Annotated in this window: 18 protein-coding genes; 14 read left to right on the top strand and 4 right to left on the bottom strand. The window is 47.2% G+C overall.

The annotated features are described in order from the left end of the window. The first annotated feature begins 414 nt into the window (after positions 1–414). Genes ACJB0T_RS11555 through ACJB0T_RS11540 form a run of 4 tightly spaced genes read left to right on the top strand, consistent with a single transcriptional unit; the run spans position 415 to position 3,291 of the window. Positions 415–984, top strand: a complete 570-nt coding sequence (locus ACJB0T_RS11555; RefSeq protein WP_479288432.1) for an AAA family ATPase — start codon at positions 415–417, stop codon at positions 982–984. A 6-nt stretch (positions 985–990) separates the two neighbouring features. Next, positions 991–1,926 carry a virulence factor BrkB family protein gene (locus ACJB0T_RS11550; RefSeq protein WP_479288434.1) on the top strand — a complete coding sequence of 312 codons (936 nt, stop codon included), beginning with the start codon at positions 991–993 and terminating at the stop codon, positions 1,924–1,926. Then, positions 1,898–2,332 carry a D-aminoacyl-tRNA deacylase gene (gene dtd, locus ACJB0T_RS11545; protein ID WP_479288435.1) on the top strand — a complete coding sequence of 145 codons (435 nt, stop codon included), beginning with the start codon at positions 1,898–1,900 and terminating at the stop codon, positions 2,330–2,332. Before ACJB0T_RS11550 ends, dtd begins: the two co-directional genes overlap by 29 nt. A 38-nt stretch (positions 2,333–2,370) precedes the next feature. Next, positions 2,371–3,291, top strand: coding sequence for a bifunctional GNAT family N-acetyltransferase/hotdog fold thioesterase (locus ACJB0T_RS11540; RefSeq protein ID WP_042502153.1), 921 nt, complete (start codon positions 2,371–2,373; stop codon positions 3,289–3,291). 33 nt (positions 3,292–3,324) lie between these two features. On the opposite strand, the gene ACJB0T_RS11535 is transcribed toward ACJB0T_RS11540, so the two are convergent. The 4 genes from ACJB0T_RS11535 to hslR all read right to left on the bottom strand — a co-directional run bounded on the left by ACJB0T_RS11535 (position 3,325) and on the right by hslR (position 8,590). Beyond that, a complete protein-coding gene (locus ACJB0T_RS11535) occupies positions 3,325–5,217 on the bottom strand; it encodes an AsmA family protein (protein WP_479288438.1) in 1,893 nt (630 codons plus the stop codon). Positions 5,218–5,328: 111 nt separating this feature from the next. After that, positions 5,329–6,957 (bottom strand): phosphoenolpyruvate carboxykinase (ATP), encoded by a 1,629-nt coding sequence (gene pckA / locus ACJB0T_RS11530; protein WP_479288440.1) that lies wholly within the window; start codon positions 6,955–6,957, stop codon positions 5,329–5,331. Between the two features lie 349 nt (positions 6,958–7,306). Beyond that, the gene (hslO, locus tag ACJB0T_RS11525; RefSeq protein WP_479288442.1) at positions 7,307–8,188 is read right to left on the bottom strand and encodes an Hsp33 family molecular chaperone HslO; all 882 of its coding nucleotides are present in this window, start codon (positions 8,186–8,188) and stop codon (positions 7,307–7,309) included. Positions 8,189–8,203: 15 nt separating this feature from the next. Then, positions 8,204–8,590, bottom strand: a complete 387-nt coding sequence (gene hslR / locus ACJB0T_RS11520; protein ID WP_042478583.1) for a ribosome-associated heat shock protein Hsp15 — start codon at positions 8,588–8,590, stop codon at positions 8,204–8,206. A 279-nt stretch (positions 8,591–8,869) separates the two neighbouring features. On the opposite strand from hslR, the gene gspC reads away from it, so the two are divergent. The 10 genes from gspC to gspL are packed head-to-tail and all read left to right on the top strand — an operon-like array spanning position 8,870 to position 18,949. Then, complete coding sequence (gene gspC, locus ACJB0T_RS11515) at positions 8,870–9,766, top strand: type II secretion system protein GspC (RefSeq protein ID WP_479292160.1); 897 nt, start codon at positions 8,870–8,872, stop codon at positions 9,764–9,766. Between the two features lie 31 nt (positions 9,767–9,797). Then, entirely contained in the window at positions 9,798–11,822 is a 2,025-nt protein-coding gene (gspD, locus tag ACJB0T_RS11510; protein ID WP_479288443.1) for a type II secretion system secretin GspD, read from the top strand. Further along, on the top strand, positions 11,822–13,318 hold the full coding sequence (gene gspE / locus ACJB0T_RS11505; protein ID WP_479288444.1) for a type II secretion system ATPase GspE: 1,497 nt from the start codon (positions 11,822–11,824) through the stop codon (positions 13,316–13,318). Before gspD ends, gspE begins: the two co-directional genes overlap by 1 nt. Further along, positions 13,319–14,551 (top strand): type II secretion system inner membrane protein GspF, encoded by a 1,233-nt coding sequence (gene gspF, locus ACJB0T_RS11500; protein ID WP_479288446.1) that lies wholly within the window; start codon positions 13,319–13,321, stop codon positions 14,549–14,551. It abuts the gene before it with no gap. A gap of 60 nt (positions 14,552–14,611) precedes the next feature. Beyond that, complete coding sequence (gspG, locus tag ACJB0T_RS11495) at positions 14,612–15,055, top strand: type II secretion system major pseudopilin GspG (RefSeq protein ID WP_112460935.1); 444 nt, start codon at positions 14,612–14,614, stop codon at positions 15,053–15,055. 55 nt (positions 15,056–15,110) lie between these two features. Next, entirely contained in the window at positions 15,111–15,710 is a 600-nt protein-coding gene (gene gspH, locus ACJB0T_RS11490; RefSeq protein WP_479292162.1) for a type II secretion system minor pseudopilin GspH, read from the top strand. Further along, a complete protein-coding gene (gene gspI, locus ACJB0T_RS11485; RefSeq protein WP_479288448.1) occupies positions 15,694–16,050 on the top strand; it encodes a type II secretion system minor pseudopilin GspI in 357 nt (118 codons plus the stop codon). Before gspH ends, gspI begins: the two co-directional genes overlap by 17 nt. Then, positions 16,037–16,726 (top strand): type II secretion system minor pseudopilin GspJ, encoded by a 690-nt coding sequence (gene gspJ, locus ACJB0T_RS11480; RefSeq protein WP_479288450.1) that lies wholly within the window; start codon positions 16,037–16,039, stop codon positions 16,724–16,726. Before gspI ends, gspJ begins: the two co-directional genes overlap by 14 nt. Continuing rightward, complete coding sequence (gene gspK / locus ACJB0T_RS11475) at positions 16,723–17,748, top strand: type II secretion system minor pseudopilin GspK (protein ID WP_479288452.1); 1,026 nt, start codon at positions 16,723–16,725, stop codon at positions 17,746–17,748. The genes gspJ and gspK overlap by 4 nt, the downstream gene beginning before the upstream one ends. Continuing rightward, the gene (gspL, locus tag ACJB0T_RS11470; RefSeq protein WP_479288454.1) at positions 17,717–18,949 is read left to right on the top strand and encodes a type II secretion system protein GspL; all 1,233 of its coding nucleotides are present in this window, start codon (positions 17,717–17,719) and stop codon (positions 18,947–18,949) included. Before gspK ends, gspL begins: the two co-directional genes overlap by 32 nt. Positions 18,950–18,952 lie beyond the last annotated feature (3 nt).

Below are 18,952 nucleotides of genomic sequence, written 5' to 3'. Positions count from 1 at the left end.
GCGCCGATGGTAGTGTGGGGCTTCCCCATGTGAGAGTAGGACATCGCCAGGCTTTATTTCCACGCCTCAGCATTTGCTGGGGCGTTTTCGTATCTAGCGTATACCAGTACTAATATTTTGCTTAAAAGGTAGAGTGTGTCTTGCGGATCGCCGCACCGCCCATGTGAGAGTAGGACATCGCTAGGCTTTATTTCCACGCCTCAGCACTTGCTGGGGCGTTTTCGTATCTGTCGTTTGTAGATTTTCTGTCTCAACTAGAAAGGCAGAGTATGTTTGCTGATATTTATATCCCTTTCGTCACCAGAGCTCCTGCGCCCTTATTAAGTTTTCTAGCCTACCTATTTATTACTATTAGCATGATTTTGCTACTGATTCAGTTACACTTTGTTCATGTTACTGAATTAGTTATCTATTATGAGCTTACAACGACCATTTATTATCTCGGGTGGCCCAGGTTCTGGAAAAACTACGTTACTCGAAGCGCTTGCTGGACTGGGTTACCAGATATTTCCAGAAGTTCCTAGGCAGCTGATAGAACAGCAGTCTCGGCTTGATGATGGCGTATTGCCATGGATGCAACTAGGCCGCTTTGCTGAAATGTGTTTTCAGGAAATGCTTATTCAAAGAGACCTTGCTCAACAATCGAAGCGGCTCAGTTTTGTCGATCGCGCCATTCCTGATGTGTGCGCATATTTGGGATTTGGAAACCTTCCCGTACCAGGTGATATCTTAAACGAGGCTAGCAAAGGGTATCAACGGTCAGTCTTATTCTGTAAACCAACGAGCGAGACTTATGTGCAAGATGAGGTACGTCCCTATCCATTTGAAGAGGCACTGTTGATTCATCAAGCGTTGTATTTGCAGTATCAAAGCCTAGGATTTCAAGTTATTGAGATCCCGTTAATGTCTGTACAACAGCGGGTCGAGTTTGTTGTTGAACTGTGTCAAACTCATACTGCAACTACAATTAGCAAGGAGAGCTAAGGAACAATGCACGACAAATTGCCTCGTCAACTCATAGAGCCTGTTTCTCACTTATTGTGCTTTGTTCGTTATTTGATTCAGCGCATGTCTCATGACCGAGTGAATGTTAACGCCGGCTATCTAACGTATATTACGCTACTCTCTATCGTGCCCATGCTGACGGTTCTGTTGTCAGTGTTGTCCTCTTTTTCGATATTTGCCAATGTTGGCGAAGTGCTACAAAACTTTATCATCCAGCACTTTGTGCCTGCAGCTGGTGATGCTGTTTATACGGCGCTCACTGAGTTTGTTGCCAATACAGGTCGAATGACAGCAATAGGTAGTGGATTTTTGTTTGTCGCTGCCTTGATGCTCATCTCTAATATCGATAATAATCTCAACTACATCTGGCGAGTCAAAGTAAAGCGACGTCCGGTGTTCTCCTTCTCTATGTATTGGATGATATTGACCCTTGGACCAATCTTGGTTGGTGCCAGTATTGTAGGAACCTCATACCTTACGTCTTTAAAGATCTTGGAGCATGAGCTACTCAGTGGTGCATTTAGTTTCTTTTTAGGCTGGTTGCCAGCTTTTCTTGCACTGTTAGCGTTCACTGGGCTTTATGTTCTCGTTCCTAATAAGAAAGTCTATTTGAGCCATGCCATTATCGGCGCTGCCGTAGCGACATTATTGTTTGAGGTGAGTAAAAAAGGCTTCGCGTACTACATTACTCAGTTCCCTTCTTATCAGCTGATTTATGGGGCGCTCGCGGCCATTCCTATCCTCTTTCTCTGGATCTATTTGTGCTGGTTTATCGTCTTGATTGGTGCCGAGTTTACTGCAGCACTAGGAGAGAAAGAACACTGGCGGCTGAATAGCCCCGTGATACAATCGACAGCCGAAAAGAAGCAATTGACTCAAAAGGAACAGCCGCGTGATAGCACTGATACAAAGAGTGAGTGAGTCTGCTGTTAAGGTTGACGGAAAAACGGTCGGCGAAATCGGTAAAGGTCTTTTGGTCTTGTTAGGTGTTGAAAAGGACGATGATGAAGCCAAAGCAAAGCGCCTGGTTGAGCGCGTCACGACCTACCGTGTTTTTGAAGATGAAGCCGGCAAAATGAATCTAAACGTCAAGGATGTGGATGGTAGTGTTCTGATTGTTTCACAATTTACGCTACCAGCAGACACCAAGAAAGGGACTCGAGCAGGTTTTTCTAAGGGCGCACATCCGGCGGATGCCGAGCGACTATATGACTATTTTGCTGACCATTGTCAGCAGGTATTACCAACAGAGCGTGGCCAATTTGCTGCTGATATGAAAGTATCACTCATCAACGATGGTCCTGTAACGTTCTGGTTGCAGGTATAAACGAGTAACGCGTTAAGTTTACATGCGAAAGGATATCTATGTTTAAACTCATTACTCCTAAGACAGAAAATCAGCTCAGCAAGTACTACCATTTTCGATGGCAGATGTTACGTGAGCCGTGGCGACTGCCGGTGGGATCAGAGCGTGATGAGTATGACGAAATGAGTCATCACCGCATGATTGTCGATGGGCGCGGAAGACCCATGGCGATTGGACGCTTGTATATCACACCTGATAATGAAGGCCAAATTCGCTACATGGCTGTGAAGAGCAGTCGTCGTGACAAAGGCATGGGGTCATTAGTGTTGGTTGCACTTGAGTCCTTTGCTCGTCAAGAAGGCGTTAAGCGCTTGGTGTGTAATGCTCGAGAAGATGCCATCTCTTTCTATGAAAAAAATGGCTTTAGTAGCCAGGGCGAGCTTAATGACCAGAAAGGGCCAGTACGTCACCAACAAATGGTGAAACCGCTCGATCCTTTAGCCAAAGTTCTTCGCAGACCAGAATGGTGTGCCGAGCTACAAGAGCGCTGGGAGCAGCAGATACCTATTAGTGACAAGATGGGTATTAAGATCAATCAATATACTGGTTATCGCTTTGAATGCAGTGCGCAGCTCAATCCTAACCTCAACCCTCATAACACTATGTTTGCCGGCTCTGCGTTTACGTTGGCGACGTTAACGGGCTGGGGCATGACTTGGTTACTGATGCGCGAACGTGGTTTGGTAGCGGATATCGTGCTGGCAGATAGCCGAATTCGCTATCGACATCCCGTGGAGTCCAGCCCAGTCTCTATCACATCATTAGATGGCATTAGTGGTGATTTGGACAGACTCGCCGCAGGTAAGAAAGCAAGAATCGTGATCAACGTGACTATCTATAGCGGTGATACACCAGCGGTTGAGTTTGTCGGTACCTACATGCTACTACCTAATTATCACGACAAGCTACTGTCGAGTTAACAGATTAGCCCTCACCTCAGGTGGGGGCTACTTTTATTGGCACTTCTCTATTGGTGTTGCGGTGATCTCACCAGTGAGCATGTATAGTTTATAAGAGCTCTCACAGGACTCGGTTATCTCGATGCTGAGAGCTTCAAGAGGCTGCGAGCTCAAATCAATACTCTGCTTCGCTTCACCGTTAAGGTTTTCGCTAGCGATCTTAAATGGCATCAGTTCCACTCTCCCTCTATCTGCGGTTAATTTCAGCGGTGTGATATCGACTGAAAACGGCGTCTGAGAATGTTCTGTAACGGCTGTAGTATTGTAGAAGCTTGCGTTGAGTGCTCCAGATACTGTTTGAGAGAAAGCGTGTTTATCAGCAATCAAAGCGCTCATCGCAAGCTCGACATCGGCTGCACCGGTGAATCCTAGCGTAGTAGGGTTACTTAGGTATTGGGTAAGCTGCACCGGCAGAGAGAAAGCGTTGGCGCTGACTTTAAGTGGTTGGCTTGGCGCAGCAAAGTCGAGCTCAGCATTGGCCGTTAGGTAACCTTGGTCAAATGGAACAAATAAGCGATTTAACTGCCACTTGCCCTGTTTGCTTTCGGTTTCAATAATGATCTGATTGGCGAGTACTTTGTCGATACTTGCACTATTGGCAGATGCCGTTGCTTTTCCTTGCCACAATCCCCACTGGTAGTCTTTTTTAAGGACGAGGTCATTCGCCTCCATATTGAAACCAGTGACTTGCCAAAATGGCTTGCTGGCCAGTTGAATCCACTGAGAGCGATTAAAGGTCACATTATCAATAGAGAGCGTCTTAATGTCGTCGACGTCGATGGCATTAAATAGAGTCAGTAAAGAGGCATCACTAGACTCTTGGATAAACTTGATGCCATCAATATTAACCTTATCCAGCTTAACTGTGTTGGGGGTGAGTTCTCCCGACACTTGTACGCGCCCTTGCTCAAGCCGTGTATCTAAGTCGGCTATTTGGATTTGATCTTTACTGGCATAGAGCTCTATCGTCGGCTCGATAAACTCAAATCCTTGCCAGACGATTTGATCCGCATCGATAGAGAGATAAGCTTGCTGCTGAGACCATGGCGTTTTATCGAGCTCCATACCCTCAAAAGAAGCGCTTATGTTGTTGATCTTAATGCCATTATAATTTAGCGATGAGTTAAGAATATCAAGGCTGTTGATGTGATTAACGTACTTCTGAAATAATGAAAACCAAGGGTCATCAAGATGGGTTTGCTCTAGGCTTAAGCGATTGATGGTGGTGTTAACTAATGACCATCCGCGTTCGAATTTTTGCGCTTGTGTAGAGATATTTGCGCCGTTCCATGTGAAGGAAACACCGTACAGCTTGCTGTTATCTTTCGCAAACAGGCCGTCAAGTAAAACATCATGCAGCGCAGAGCCTTGATAATTGAGTTGAGAAGCCTCTAGTTGGATTTCGCCTTGAGATGACATAAGTGAATCACCAGCGATAAGTCCTTTTACTTGCAGGCGCAGATCGTTGATGATCAGTTCATTGTCGCTGTAATCCATATGATCAATCGCCAGGTTTTCGATCTGCCAGCGCTCAATCAACTCTAAGGGGAGTGGGTTTCTGCCATTTAGGGTCGTGCCATCAATCAGTAATTCTTGAACAGTGAGTGGTTGTTGAGTCGACAAATGACCTGCCAACCAAACAGAAAGCGTCGCAACTTCAATTGGCGGCTGTTCCGCAATCTCAAATCGAGCGTTTTCAAATGTGATCTGATTAGGATAGTGATAGTGGACGGCTTCACTGTAGATGTGAATATTCAGTATTTTCTCTAGCGCGTAGCTCACCATTGGCTTTGCGTATTGAGTATGCAATACACCAAACACCAACAAAATGGAAAGCAGACCCAGTGCCATGAGGGCAACGAACAGTGCTACAAACTTTCTTACCACAGTGACAAAGCCTAATCGTTCAACATAAACAATAATTTAGCGTGTATAGATGAAAAAAGCCCCTCTAAATTAGGGGGCTGGGTTTAAAAAGTTGGATTTATATCTAACTTATTAGTCTAGTTGTGGGCCTGCTGCAACCAGAGCTTGGCCTTCAGCATTATCGGTATACTTGTCGAAGTTCGCGATGAAGCGCTTGGCAAGATCTTCCGCTTTGCTTTCCCACTGAAGAGGGTCAACATAGGTTTCACGAGGATCTAAGATAGATGGATCCACGCCTGGAAGTGAGGTCGGTACCTCTAGGTTAAACACAGGAATGCTAGTGGTTTCTGCATTTTCGATAGAGCCATCAAGGATCGCATCGATAATGCCGCGAGTATCTTGGATAGAGATACGTTTACCTGTGCCGTTCCAGCCAGTGTTAACCAGGTAGGCCTCAGCGCCAGCAGCTTCCATACGCTTAACAAGTACTTCTGCGTACTTAGTTGGGTGTAGCGTTAGGAACGCGGCACCGAAACACGCAGAGAAGGTTGGCGTTGGCTCTGTGATGCCACGCTCAGTACCAGCTAACTTAGCCGTAAAGCCTGATAGGAAGTGGTACTTAGTTTGCTCTGGCGTTAGCTTAGATACTGGTGGTAGAACACCGAACGCATCAGCAGATAGGAAGATCACCTTATTCGCGTGACCGCCTTTCGATACTGGCTTCACAATGTTGTCAATGTGGTGAAGTGGGTATGAAACACGAGTATTTTCTGTTTTCGAACCATCATCAAAGTCGATAGAGCCGTCATTGCGAACAGTCACGTTCTCTAGTAGCGCATCTCTGCGGATCGCATTGTAGATGTCTGGCTCAGCTTCTTTCGATAGGTTGATAGTCTTCGCGTAGCAGCCACCTTCGTAGTTGAAGATACCGTCATCATCCCAGCCGTGTTCATCGTCACCGATTAGCGCACGTTTAGGGTCGGTTGATAGTGTGGTTTTACCTGTACCAGATAGACCAAAGAACACCGCCACATCACCGTCTTCGCCCATGTTTGCAGAACAGTGCATAGAGGCGATATCACGAAGTGGTAAGAAGTAGTTCATCATTGCGAACATACCTTTCTTCATTTCGCCGCCGTACCAAGTACCACCGATAAGCTGCATTCTTTCAGTTAGGTTGAACACAGTGAAGTTTTCAGAGTTAAGGCCGTGCTCTTCCCATTTCTGGTTGGTGCATTTAGCGCCATTCATAACAACGAAATCAGGCTCGAAGGTTGCGAGCTCTTCTTCTGTTGGACGAATGAACATGTTTTTAACGAAGTGCGCTTGCCACGCTACTTCAGTGATAATACGAATGCATAGGCGAGTATCTGGGTTGGTACCGCAGAATCCGTCGATCACAAATAAACGTTTATTGGATAGTTGACCAGTAACCAGAGTTTTAAGGTCGCTCCATACCTCTTGAGACATAGGTTTGTTGTCATTTTTAACCTTGTCGTTAGTCCACCACATGTTTTCTTCAGTTGTGGCGTCTTTAACGATAAATTTGTCTTTTGGAGAGCGTCCAGTAAAGATCCCCGTATCTACAGCAACGGCGCCAAGCTCAGTAACTACGCCTTTCTCGTAGCCTTCTAGACCTTCGCGAGTTTCCTCTTCAAATAACTGTTCGTAGCTTGGGTTGCGAACGATGTCAGTTACGCCAGTGATTCCGTACTTGGTTAGATCGATTTGTGCAGCCTTGTTAATGTCCATAACGGTCATAGGTGCTCCTTATTGGATTTTTGTAGGGATTTTAAAATTGTAGTAATAATTGTTTAGTTGTTATTTTGTTTTTTATTTTGAACTCCATGCTAGCAACGGATATCCGAGAAAACAGGGAGGTAGCTCAAAAATTACTCATCAGTTATTGATGGTTTTAAGTGTTTTATCACATATTGAATTTGGGTGATTTTTCCTCAAAGCAAACCTTTGCGCTAGATCAAATGTAACACAATAAAACCACCTCTAGTTAGATGTTCTGTTCATGTTTTTTGCAACGTTGTTAAAAAAAACGAACAAAAAAAGCCAGTTCGTTAACGAGCTGGCTTTTGGGTTTGAAAACGTTCAGATTTTAGTGAACGGTGTTATCACCAGATGCTGATTGAGCATCCGCAAAAATCGCTTTGATTTCTGGTTCGTCGAAAGCGTACGTGGTACCACAGTAATCACAGTGAAGTGCGACTTCGCCATCTTGTGCAAGAATATCCATGATCTCTTCTTGTGCTACCGTTGAAATGGCACCCGCGCTGCGCTCACGTGAGCAGCCACAGAAAAACTCGACTTGTTTTGGTTCGAATACTTGTACTTTATCTTGGTTGTACAAGCGATACAGCAGCGTGTTCGCCTCTAGGCCAAATAACTCTTCGTCTTTTACGGTATTGGTCAGTTGCTCTAGATGTTCAAAGTCCTCAGCTGAACCTGTACCATCAGGCATCACCTGTAGCATCATACCTGCAGCATGTGGTTTACCTTCAAACTCACCTGTGCGGATCCACAAGCGTGTTTTTAGCTGCTCAGAGCGTTCGAAGTAACCTTCAAGAACTTCAGCAAGTGTGTCACCCTCTAGGCCTACGACACCTTGGTAGCGCTCGCCCTTATCAGGAGTGATGGTGATAACTAGGTAGCCTTTGCCCATCATGTCATGGATGTTGGCATCGTCGGCAATGTCACCTTCCCAACGCGCTACACCACGAAGCTTTTGGTTGTGGTCACCGTTGATTACAGCAAGTGATACCGGACCGTCACCTTGAAGCTGCATCGTAATCGAGCCTTCAAACTTAAGTGTCGCAGTCAAAAGGCTGGTGGACACGAGTAGGTCACCAAGTAGCTTTTGTAGCGGAGCTGGGTAGTCTTGGCTTGATAGAATTTCTTGATAAGCGGTATCCAGTTGCACGAGTTCGCCGCGCACAGACAGTTCTTCAAAAAGGTAGCGGTTAAGTATGTTGTTAGCCATTGAGGAAGCTCCAGCTTATTGGTGTTTAAATTTAATGATGTCTCGACGCTGTTTCTTGTCAGGTCGACGCTCTGGACTTGGGTTATGTGCGTGCAGTTTTCTTTTCAACGCGTTGTCTTCTCGCTTGGCGATACTCTCTGAAGTCTCGCTATAGAGAGTCTGGGCTTCCGGTGCACCTCGACGTTGATCAGAGATTCGCTCAATGACCACGGTTTTCTCTTCATTACCTTGGCGCAGGGCGATCACTGCTCCCAATTCCACTATTTTGCTCGGCTTCGAGCGCTGTCCATTGTAGTGGACTTTGCCGCCGTCGACCATATTTCGTGCGATACTTCTGGTTTTATAGAAGCGAGCAGCCCACAACCATTTGTCCAAACGAACGGAATTATTCTCGGAACTCATTGTCATTCCTAGTTTCTAAGTCAGTATTGGTGAGCCAAACTGAACTAGTGATAGATTTATCTTGCTATTGGTGTACTAAATGGTGCTCAGATCTAAAAAATTCAACCCCACATTCGCAATAGCATTACTGTCACAGCAGATATGCTATAGTCTGTCGGTTGGCAATGAGTAAAAAGGTTGCTTATATCTTCGAGATTTATAACATAGTGAAATATCGGAACGTTCATTACCTAGCAGGAAGTTAAAAGGGTGAAAGGAATATCTATATCGGCGAATGGCATGACCGCGGCCTCTTTAACTTCATTTTTACGACGTTGTACGCAGTACCAGTCTCAAATTAGTCTTATTGTCACCTTAGTGTTGCTTGTTATCTCTTCTTGGATCGCTGGGGCTTTGTTGTGGCAGTTGTTTCCGCAATCGCACTCCGTAACACGCTGGGTTGCACCAACGGCAGTGAATGCCCCAAATAATGTGCAAACGACTAAGCTGCAGTCGTCAGATATCAACAATGCCAATATTTTTGGTCGTTACAGCAAAAAGCAAAAAGTGGTGCAAGCACCGGTAGTCACTGACGCGCCTAAAACTCGTCTTAATGTGGTTCTTGTCGGCTCCGTGGTGAGTTCGAACCCTGAGCGCAGTCTAGCCGTCGTTGCTCATAGAGGTAAGCAAGGCACTTATGGTATCGGTGAACAGATTGATGGTACCCGTGCAACTGTGAATGCAGTTCTTATCGATCGGATTATTATTTCCAATTCTGGCCGTGATGAAACCGTCATGCTAGAGGGGTTGGAATATAAAAAGTTGGAATTGAATCAGCGCCCTAGAGCTGCGGCTTCGAACATCGCAGGTAACAATCCGGTCGATTCAGAAGAGAAACTAGCTGCGATCCGCAGCACCATTACCCAAGACCCACAGCAAATATTCCAATACGTCAGGCTTTCTCAAGTAAAGCGTGATGGCAAGGTAGCAGGTTATCGAGTGAGCCCAGGGCGAGACCCTGAGCTGTTCAATTCGGTTGGTTTACAAAATGGCGATATCGCCATCGCACTCAATGGTGCTGACCTAACTGACCCTGCTGCGATGGGGCAGATTTATCAATCCATCACCGACCTAACCGAGTTAAACCTCACCGTTGAACGCGATGGACAGCAACATGACATCTTCATTCAGTTTTAGTCATGTCGACAGTATTACAAGGGAGCAATAAGTGAAAAGTTGGCTTAAAACAAGTACCTGGTTATTGATGGGGAGCCTGATGGCTGCACCCGCGGTATCAGCCAATGAATTTAGCGCCAGTTTTAAAGGCACTGACCTTCATGAGTTTATCAATATTGTTGGGCGCAACCTCGACAAAACCATCATCGTTGATCCTTCCGTACGCGGTAAAGTCGATGTGCGCAGTTATGACGTACTGAATGAAGAGCAGTATTACAGCTTTTTCCTCAACGTTCTCGAAGTGTATGGCTTCGCTGTGGTTGAGATGGACAACGGCATTCTAAAAGTTATCAAAGCCAAAGACGCGAAAACCTCCGCGATTCCCGTTGTCGGTGATACTGATATTGCCGTGGGCGATACTGTGGTCACTCGTGTGGTTGCGGTTAAAAACGTCTCGGTACGTGAGTTGTCGCCACTGCTAAGGCAGCTCAATGATAACGCTGGTGCGGGTAACGTAGTGCATTATGACCCGGCGAATATCATTTTGATCACAGGCCGCGCTGCGGTGGTAAACCGCCTAGCGGAAATTATCAAGCGTGTTGACCAAGCTGGTGATAAAGAAGTGGAAGTAGTAGAGCTGAAAAACGCGTCTGCAGCAGAAATGGTGCGTATTGTCGATGCGCTGAACAAAACCACGGATGCCAAAAATACTCCTGCGTTCTTACAACCTAAGCTGGTGGCTGATGAGCGTACTAACTCAATTCTTATTTCCGGTGACCCTAAAGTGCGTCAACGCTTGCGCCGTTTGATTGGTCAACTGGACATTGAAATGGCCACTAAAGGCAATAACCGTGTTCAATACCTAAAATACGCCAAAGCGGAAGATTTGGTCGATGTGCTGAAAGGCGTGTCAGATAACCTGCAAAAAGAGAAGCAAGCAGGAACAAAATCAGGTTCTACAGCGAATCGCAGTGAAGTCATGATTGCCGCGCACCCAGATACCAATGCGCTAGTACTGACTGCTCCGCCAGATATTATGAAGGCGCTACTTGAGGTGATCTCTCAGCTGGATATTCGCCGCGCGCAAGTCTTGATTGAAGCTCTCATTGTAGAATTGGCTGACGTTGATGGTGCTAACCTCGGTGTTCAGTGGGGCTCGGTCAATGGTGGCAGTGTGGTGCAGTTTAGCAACACAGGTGCGTCTATCGGTAGCGTGATGGTCGGCATGGAAGAAGCCAAAGACAAGAAGACCACGGAAACTCGTGTCGATGCTGATGGCAATCCATACAACGTAGAAACGACAACAACCGGTGACTTCTCTAAATTGGCAAGCGCATTGAGCGGCGTGCAAGGTGCTGCCGTCGGCATTGCCCTCGGTGACTGGACAGCACTCATCACCGCGGTTTCTAGTCAGTCAAATTCGAACATTCTGTCATCGCCAAGCATTACTGTAATGGATAACGGTGAAGCTTCGTTCATCGTCGGTGAAGAAGTCCCAGTTCTGACGGGGTCAACAGCAGGCTCAAACAACAGCAACCCATTCCAAACCGTTGATCGTAAGGAAGTGGGTATTAAGCTAAAAGTCGTCCCACAGATTAACGAAGGTAACTCAGTTCAGCTCAACATTGAGCAAGAAGTCTCTAACGTCCTAGGTGCGAATGGTGCCGTTGACGTGCGCTTTGCTAAGCGTCAGCTCAACACTTCAGTCATGATCCAGGATGGCCAAATGCTGGTGCTTGGTGGCTTGATTGATGAGCGTGCCGCAGAGAGCGAATCGAAAGTACCGTTCTTAGGCGATATTCCTTATCTTGGCCGCTTGTTTACGTCGACCTCTACTACGGTAGAGAAGAAGAATTTGATGGTATTCATTAAGCCAACCATCATTCGTGATGGCATGACATCAGACGGCATCACGCAGCGTAAGTACAACTACATTCGCGCTGAGCAGCTGTTCAAAGCGGACAAAGGCCTTAAGCTAATGGATGATGGCTTTATCCCTGTTCTGCCTGAGTTTAATGAGACGGCGCGTTACCCATCAGAGATCCAAGCGTTTATTGATCAGGTGGAAGCGAAGTAATGATGGAAAGCCCAGAGCATCGCCCGCTAGCAAACCGTTTGCCGTTTAGCTTTGCGAATCGCTTTAAAGTGGTGTTTGAAGCGCAGGAGTCGCAGTCGGTTCTCTATTATGTAGAACCGCTGGCGCTTAATGCTTTGCAGGAAGTAAAGCGGGTATTTCGAAAGCCGTTTTCATTGCATGCACTGCCGTCGAGCGAGTTTGATGCCAAGTTGACTCAGGCGTACCAGCGTGACTCCTCTGAAGCTAGACAGTTGATGGAAGATATTGGCGCGGATAGTGACGACTTCTTCTCTTTGGCAGAAGATCTGCCTCAAGATGAAGATTTGTTAGAGTCCGATGATGATGCGCCAATCATTAAATTGATCAACGCCATGCTTGGCGAGGCGATCAAAGAAGGTGCGTCTGATATCCATATCGAAACCTTCGAGAAAGTGCTGTCGATCCGTTTTCGTATTGATGGTGTATTGCGTGACGTTCTGGCGCCAAGTCGCAAACTGGCGCCACTTTTGGTATCGCGCGTTAAGGTCATGGCTAAGCTGGATATCGCTGAAAAACGCGTACCACAAGATGGTCGTATCTCACTGCGTATCGGTGGTCGAGCAGTGGATGTGCGTGTATCAACTATGCCGTCATCGCATGGCGAGCGAGTGGTAATGCGTCTATTAGACAAAAACGCCACTCGCCTCGATCTACACAGCTTAGGTATGACGGCAGATAACCATGCCAACTTTAGACATCTTATCGGCCGTCCTCACGGCATCATTTTGGTCACTGGTCCCACCGGCTCTGGTAAGTCGACCACGCTGTATGCGGGCTTACAAGAGATCAACAGCAATGAGCGTAATATCCTCACCGTTGAAGACCCGATTGAATTTGATATTGATGGTATCGGTCAGACTCAAGTGAATCCTAAAGTCGATATGACCTTCGCTCGAGGCTTGCGTGCTATCTTGCGTCAAGATCCTGATGTGGTGATGGTGGGTGAGATCCGTGACCTAGAAACGGCGCAAATTGCCGTCCAAGCGTCATTGACCGGTCACCTAGTGATGTCGACATTGCATACCAATACGGCTGTAGGCGCGATCACACGTATGCGTGATATGGGTATTGAGCCATTTTTGATCTCCTCATCACTATTGGGCGTGTTGGCGCAGCGTTTGGTGCGAACTCTGTGTAAGGACTGCAAACAGCCCTACGAAGCGGACGCAGCCACGAAACAACTGTTTGGTCTTGCAGAGTCTGAGCCGCTAACACTGCACAAGGCGGTTGGCTGTGAGCGTTGTAATCAGAAAGGCTATCGCGGCCGTACGGGTATTCATGAGCTGCTGATGGTCGATGATAAGGTGCAATCGTTGATCCATGACGAAGCGGGTGAGCAAGCGATCGAAAAAGCCGTGCGCTCTCATACCCCAAGCATCCGTGATGATGGTTTCCATAAAGTCAGACTCGGCGTGACCTCGCTTGAAGAAGTCATGCGCGTGACTAAGGAAGCGTAAGTGGCGGCATTTGAATATAAGGCACTCAATGCCAAAGGTAAGCAAGTCAAAGGGTTGATTGAAGGTGATAATGCTCGTCAGGCGCGCCAGCGTCTAAAAGAACAAGGCCTTATCCCGGTTGATATTGTTGAAGCCAAAGGTAAGGCGTCGTCAAATTCATCCGGTGCAGCCAGTGCAAAACCGATGTTTAAGCGTGGTTTAAGTACGCCTGATTTGGCACTGATTACGCGACAGCTATCCACCTTAGTTCAATCTGGTATGCCGTTAGAAGAGTGTTTGCGAGCGGTATCTGAGCAGTCAGAAAAGCCACGCATTCGCACTATGTTGGCGGCCATTCGCTCTAAAGTCACCGAAGGTTATACGCTGTCTGACAGTCTTGCTGATTATCCACATGTCTTCGATGAGCTGTTTCGCTCCATGGTCGCAGCCGGAGAAAAGTCGGGCCACCTAGATTCTATTTTGGAGCGCCTTGCGGATTATGCCGAGAATCGTCAGAAAATGCGCTCTAAGCTGCAACAAGCGATGATTTACCCTGTTGTGCTGGTGGTATTTGCAGTCTCGATTGTGGCGTTTTTGCTAGCGGCAGTGGTGCCCAAAATTGTCGGTCAGTTTGTTCAAATGGGGCAAGAGCTGCCAGCATCGACACAGTTTTTGCTCTCTTCTAGTGACTTTATCCAAGAGTGGGGCTTATTGCTGCTTGGTGGTTTTGCGCTGACCTTGTATTTAATCAAAGCCGCGCTTCGTAAGCCATCGATTCGCATGAGCTGGGACACCAAAGTGTTAGGGCTTCCTCTCATTGGTAAAATTGCTCGTGGTCTGAATACATCGCGTTTTGCGCGCACCTTAGCGATTTGTACTTCGAGTGCCATTCCTATCCTAGAAGGGATGAAAGTCTCTGTGGATGTGATGACCAACCACTTTGCTAAGAAGCAAGTGTCCACGGCGGCCGATAACGTGCGAGAGGGGGCAAGTCTTCGTAAGGCACTTGAGCAAACCAAGCTTTTCCCACCTATGATGCTGCACATGATTGCCAGTGGTGAGCAAAGTGGAGAGCTAGAAAGCATGCTGACGCGTGCGGCTGATAACCAAGATCAAAGCTTTGAATCGACGGTAAACATTGCTCTTGGCATCTTCACACCTGCACTGATCGCCTTAATGGCAGGTTTGGTACTGTTTATTGTGATGGCGACCCTAATGCCGATTTTGGAAATGAACAATTTGATGTCTGGTTAATCCAATCAGTCAGATGGTTAGTATTGTCCTCAACTTGAGGATATTTATTTGGAGTGAGAGATGAAAAAAACAATGAAAAAACAATCCGGCTTTACCTTATTAGAGGTAATGGTAGTGGTTGTTATTCTAGGTATTTTGGCAAGCTTTGTCGTACCTAACTTGCTGGGTAACAAAGAGAAAGCAGACCAACAGAAAGCGGTGACGGATATTGTTGCTTTGGAAAATGCGCTTGATATGTACAAGCTGGATAACAGTGTTTACCCAACGACGGATCAAGGCTTAGAAGCGTTGGTAACCAAACCAACCAACCCAGAGCCACGCAACTACCGCGACGGCGGTTATATTCGTCGTCTACCTGCTGATCCATGGGGCAACGAATACCAATACCTAAGCCCAGGTGATAAAGGCACTATCGACATCTTTACACTAGGTGCTGATGGTCAAGAGGGCGGTGAAGGCCCTGCGGCTGATATCGGTAACTGGAACATCCAAGACTTCCAGTAATCACCAAAGGAGAGGCGGTTCGCCTCTCCTTAGTTCAAAGTGAATCTCCATGTTGTTGCAGTCAAAACGTCATCAATTAGGTTTTACCTTACTGGAAATCATGCTGGTACTGGTGCTGTTGTCTATCAGTGCAGTAGCGGTGATTTCGACCCTGCCTCAGAATCAAAGTGACGACACCAAACAGCAAGCGCAGCGTTTATACCAAAGGCTACAACTGTTCAACGAAGAAGCGATGTTGGCAGGTAAAGATTTTGGTATACGTGTTGATGAAGCCAAAAAGCAATACGTGTTTCTTGAATTAACTTCTGAAGGGTGGCAGCGCGTGTCACTCAGTAAGATCCCAGAAGAGACGACATTGCCAGAGACCTTGTCGATTAAGCTCGATTTAAGCACGGGTATTTGGGGCGAGAGTGATAGGTTATTTGAGCCTGGCTCTTTGTTCGATGAAGACATGTTTGCTGATGTGGAAAAAGAGAAAAAACCAGAAAAGCCACCACAAGTCTTTATTCTCTCTAGCGGAGAGATCACCGAAGGTGCATTTGTTGTTGCGCCGGTGAATCGAGCACTGCAAGAGCAAACCTGGTACGTCGAAGTCAAAGAAAATGGGCAGTTGGCGCTTATGGATGTGAAAGATTGGAATGAAAAAGACCGTTAGAGGCATGACCCTGTTAGAGGTGCTGATTGCGCTGGCGATATTTGCCACGGCGGCCATCTCCATCATCCGAGCGGTCAGTCAGCATATTAACACCCTAAGCTATCTGGAAGAGAAGGCGTTTGCCAGTATGGTGGTCGACAATCAGATGGCTAAGCTTATGCTCGACACCGCAAAGCCTAAAGCTAAGAAAGGCAAAGAGAAACTAGCGGGGCGCGAGTGGTATTGGAACATTCAGCCGGTTGAAACGGCAGATAACTTACTCTCGGCGGTGGATGTAAGTGTTGCCACTGATGCGAAAGCGAGCCCGATAGTGACGGTGAGAAGCTATGTCGACAAGTAACCGTGTTAAAGGCTTTACTCTTATCGAAGTGCTGGTGGCCATAGCGATTTTTGCCAGCTTAAGCGTAGCGGCCTATCAAGTGGTGAATCAGGTGCAGCGTAGCAATGAGCTTTCTCTAGAGCGCAGCACTCGACTACAAGAAATTCAGCGTGGCTTTGTTTATCTAGATAGTGACTTTAAGCAGTTGGCGCTGCGTCAGTTTCGTCATGAAGGGGAAGAGCCTCTGTCTCGTCTGATGCTGTGGCAAGAAGGGTTGTTGGAGTCTGAAGGACGCGGCTTACTGTTTGCTCGTCTCGGTTGGCTTAACCCGCAAAACCAATTTCCACGTGGTGAAGTGGCTAAGATTGGTTACCGCCTTCAAGGAGGTAAGCTTGAGCGTTTGTGGTGGCGTTATCCGGATACTAGTGTGGGCGAGCCTCCTGTGGTGCTCCCCATATTTACCAAGGTGGAAGCGTTTGATATGCGTTTTTATAATGGCGAATCTTGGAGTAATGAGTGGCAAACCGACATGACGCTTCCGCTTGCGGTGGAAGTAAAAATCCGTTTTGAGGATTTTGATGAAATTAACCGTATCTATCTGGCTCCAGCGGGTACGCTCAATGCGACACCTGGCGGTAACAATAATGGCTCCGAGGGTGGTAACAACCAAGGTAATAACCAAGGCGGCAACTCATGACAAGAGTGACGGTTAAATCCCAAAAAGGGGTTGCCTTGATTGTGATTCTGCTGTTACTTGCCATTATGGTGTCTATTGCAGCCACGATGTCGGAGCGCCTATTTAGTCAATTTACGCGCGCGTCTAACCAGGTGAATTATCAGCAAGCTTATTGGTATGCGATTGGCGTTGAAGCATTGGCATCGGTGGCGATAAAAGAGAGCTACAAAGATAATAAGGACAATGTGAACCTCAACCAGCCTTGGGCGATTGAAGAGCGTACTTATCCGCTCGATTATGGTGAAGCGACGGGCTACATTCGTGATATGCAGGCTTGTTTTAATATCAATGCGTTATCGACGGTGCAGCCGAATCAAAACAGCGCAACCAAGCCATTTTTAGTTCGCTTTTTCCAAAAGCTGCTCGAGGAAAGTGGAGTCGAAAACTACCAAGCCGAGCAGGTGGCGGACTCCACATGGGAGTTTGTCAACAAAGAGACCAGTGTGCGCTCGGTATCCGGTGTCGGAGACAGCTACTATGAATCGCTCTCTCCTGCCTATGTGGCGGCTAATGGCTTGATCGCTGATAGCTCAGAGCTTAGGGCGATTAATCAGATGAGCGGTGAGGCGATGCTCAGTATCAGCCTTTTTGTTTGTGCATTGCCAACAAGCGACTGGCGCCTCAATGTAAATACGCTGGTTGAAGAGCAGGCTGGGCTATTATCAGCGCTATTTGCGCCGAATCTCTCGCTAGAAAATGCGAGACAAATGATAGAGAACCGCCCATTTGATGGTTGGTCCGGGATTGATAAATTTCTCGCTGAGTCGCAGATGGCCAGCGTGGATGATAATACTAAACAGCAAGCGCAACAGTATCTTGCTGTAGACAGTGCCTATTTTGAAATGGACACTCAGGTTGTTGTTGGAGAGTCGCGGATGCGTCTTCGCAGCCTGTTTTATAGCCAAGATAGGCAGGAAGTGACGGTCGTTCGTCGTCGATTTGGAGGATTTAGTGAGCGAGTTCTTAACCGTTCGCCTGAATAGCCAACCAGATAGCCAAATACATTGGGCGGTATGGTCAACTAGTCAGCAAGAAGTGATAGCCAGCGGAGAGCTTAATAACCTCGACCAGCTCGCTGACATAAAAGAGTATGCACAGCAGCGCGTGACGTTGCTGATGCTGAGTGGACAGGATGTGCACTTTGCTGATGTCGAGATCCCAGCGGGTGGCGCGCGTCAGTTTGAGTCGATGTTGCCGTTTATTGTCGAAGATGACATAGCACAAGATGTCGATGAGCTGCACTTTACCATCTTTAATAAACAAGGTGGCCGCGCTTCTATCGCTGCGGTGGATCGCCAATACCTTACGCATGTGATTGATCGCTTTGCAGAGCACGGTATAGAAGTCAAAAAAGTGATCCCCGATGTCCTAGCGTTGCCGCAAACAGACCATATCAGCTCGATTCACCTCGACGGTCAATGGTTGTTTCGTACGGGCAATCAAAGCGGCCTTGTTGTCGATGAGGGCTGGATGGATGCGGTCATTGACTCCGATTACTTAGTTCAATCGACGAGTGACGATGACAGCAAAGTGGTGATAGAGAGCTACTCTCCGGTTGCCAAATCGCTGGCTGAGCGCTCTTTGCATATCGACTGGCAAAGCATGCCGCCAGAGCCGGCGATGGCGCTGCTGTCAAAGGGCACCGTAGAAGCGAGCGCTAACTTGATGACCGGTGAGTTTAAGCCGAAAGCATCGTTTTTAAGGCATTGGAAAGTTTGGCAGAAAGTCGCTATTGCTGCTTCGGTGTTGGTTGTCGCATTGGTGGCAGAGCAAGTAGTGCTGGTGAATCAATACGAGGCACAAGCGGCCGCCTATCGCGCCGAAAGTGAACGAATTTTCCGAGCGGTTCTGCCAGACAAAAAGCGTATCCCGACGGTGAGCTACCTCAAGCGCCAGCTGGATGATGAGCTGAAGCGATTAGGAGGCAGTGACCTATCGAGTGCCTCTGTGTTGGAGTGGCTGTCGAAACTACCCGACACGGTAGGGCAAGTGAATGGCATGCAAGTGCAGAGTTTTACTTTCGATGGCAATCGGAATGAAGTTCGCATGAATGTCACCAGTCGAGACTTTGATAGTTTCGAGGCGGCGCGAGTGAAGTTAGAAACGCAATTTGAAGTATCCCAAGGGCCACTTAATCGTAACGGCGAGGTGGTTATGGGTAACTTTGTACTTAAGAAGAAGTAGAGC

The organism is Vibrio sp. CB1-5, assembly GCF_059412285.1.
This window is presented reverse-complemented; position numbering and strand designations above follow the sequence as displayed.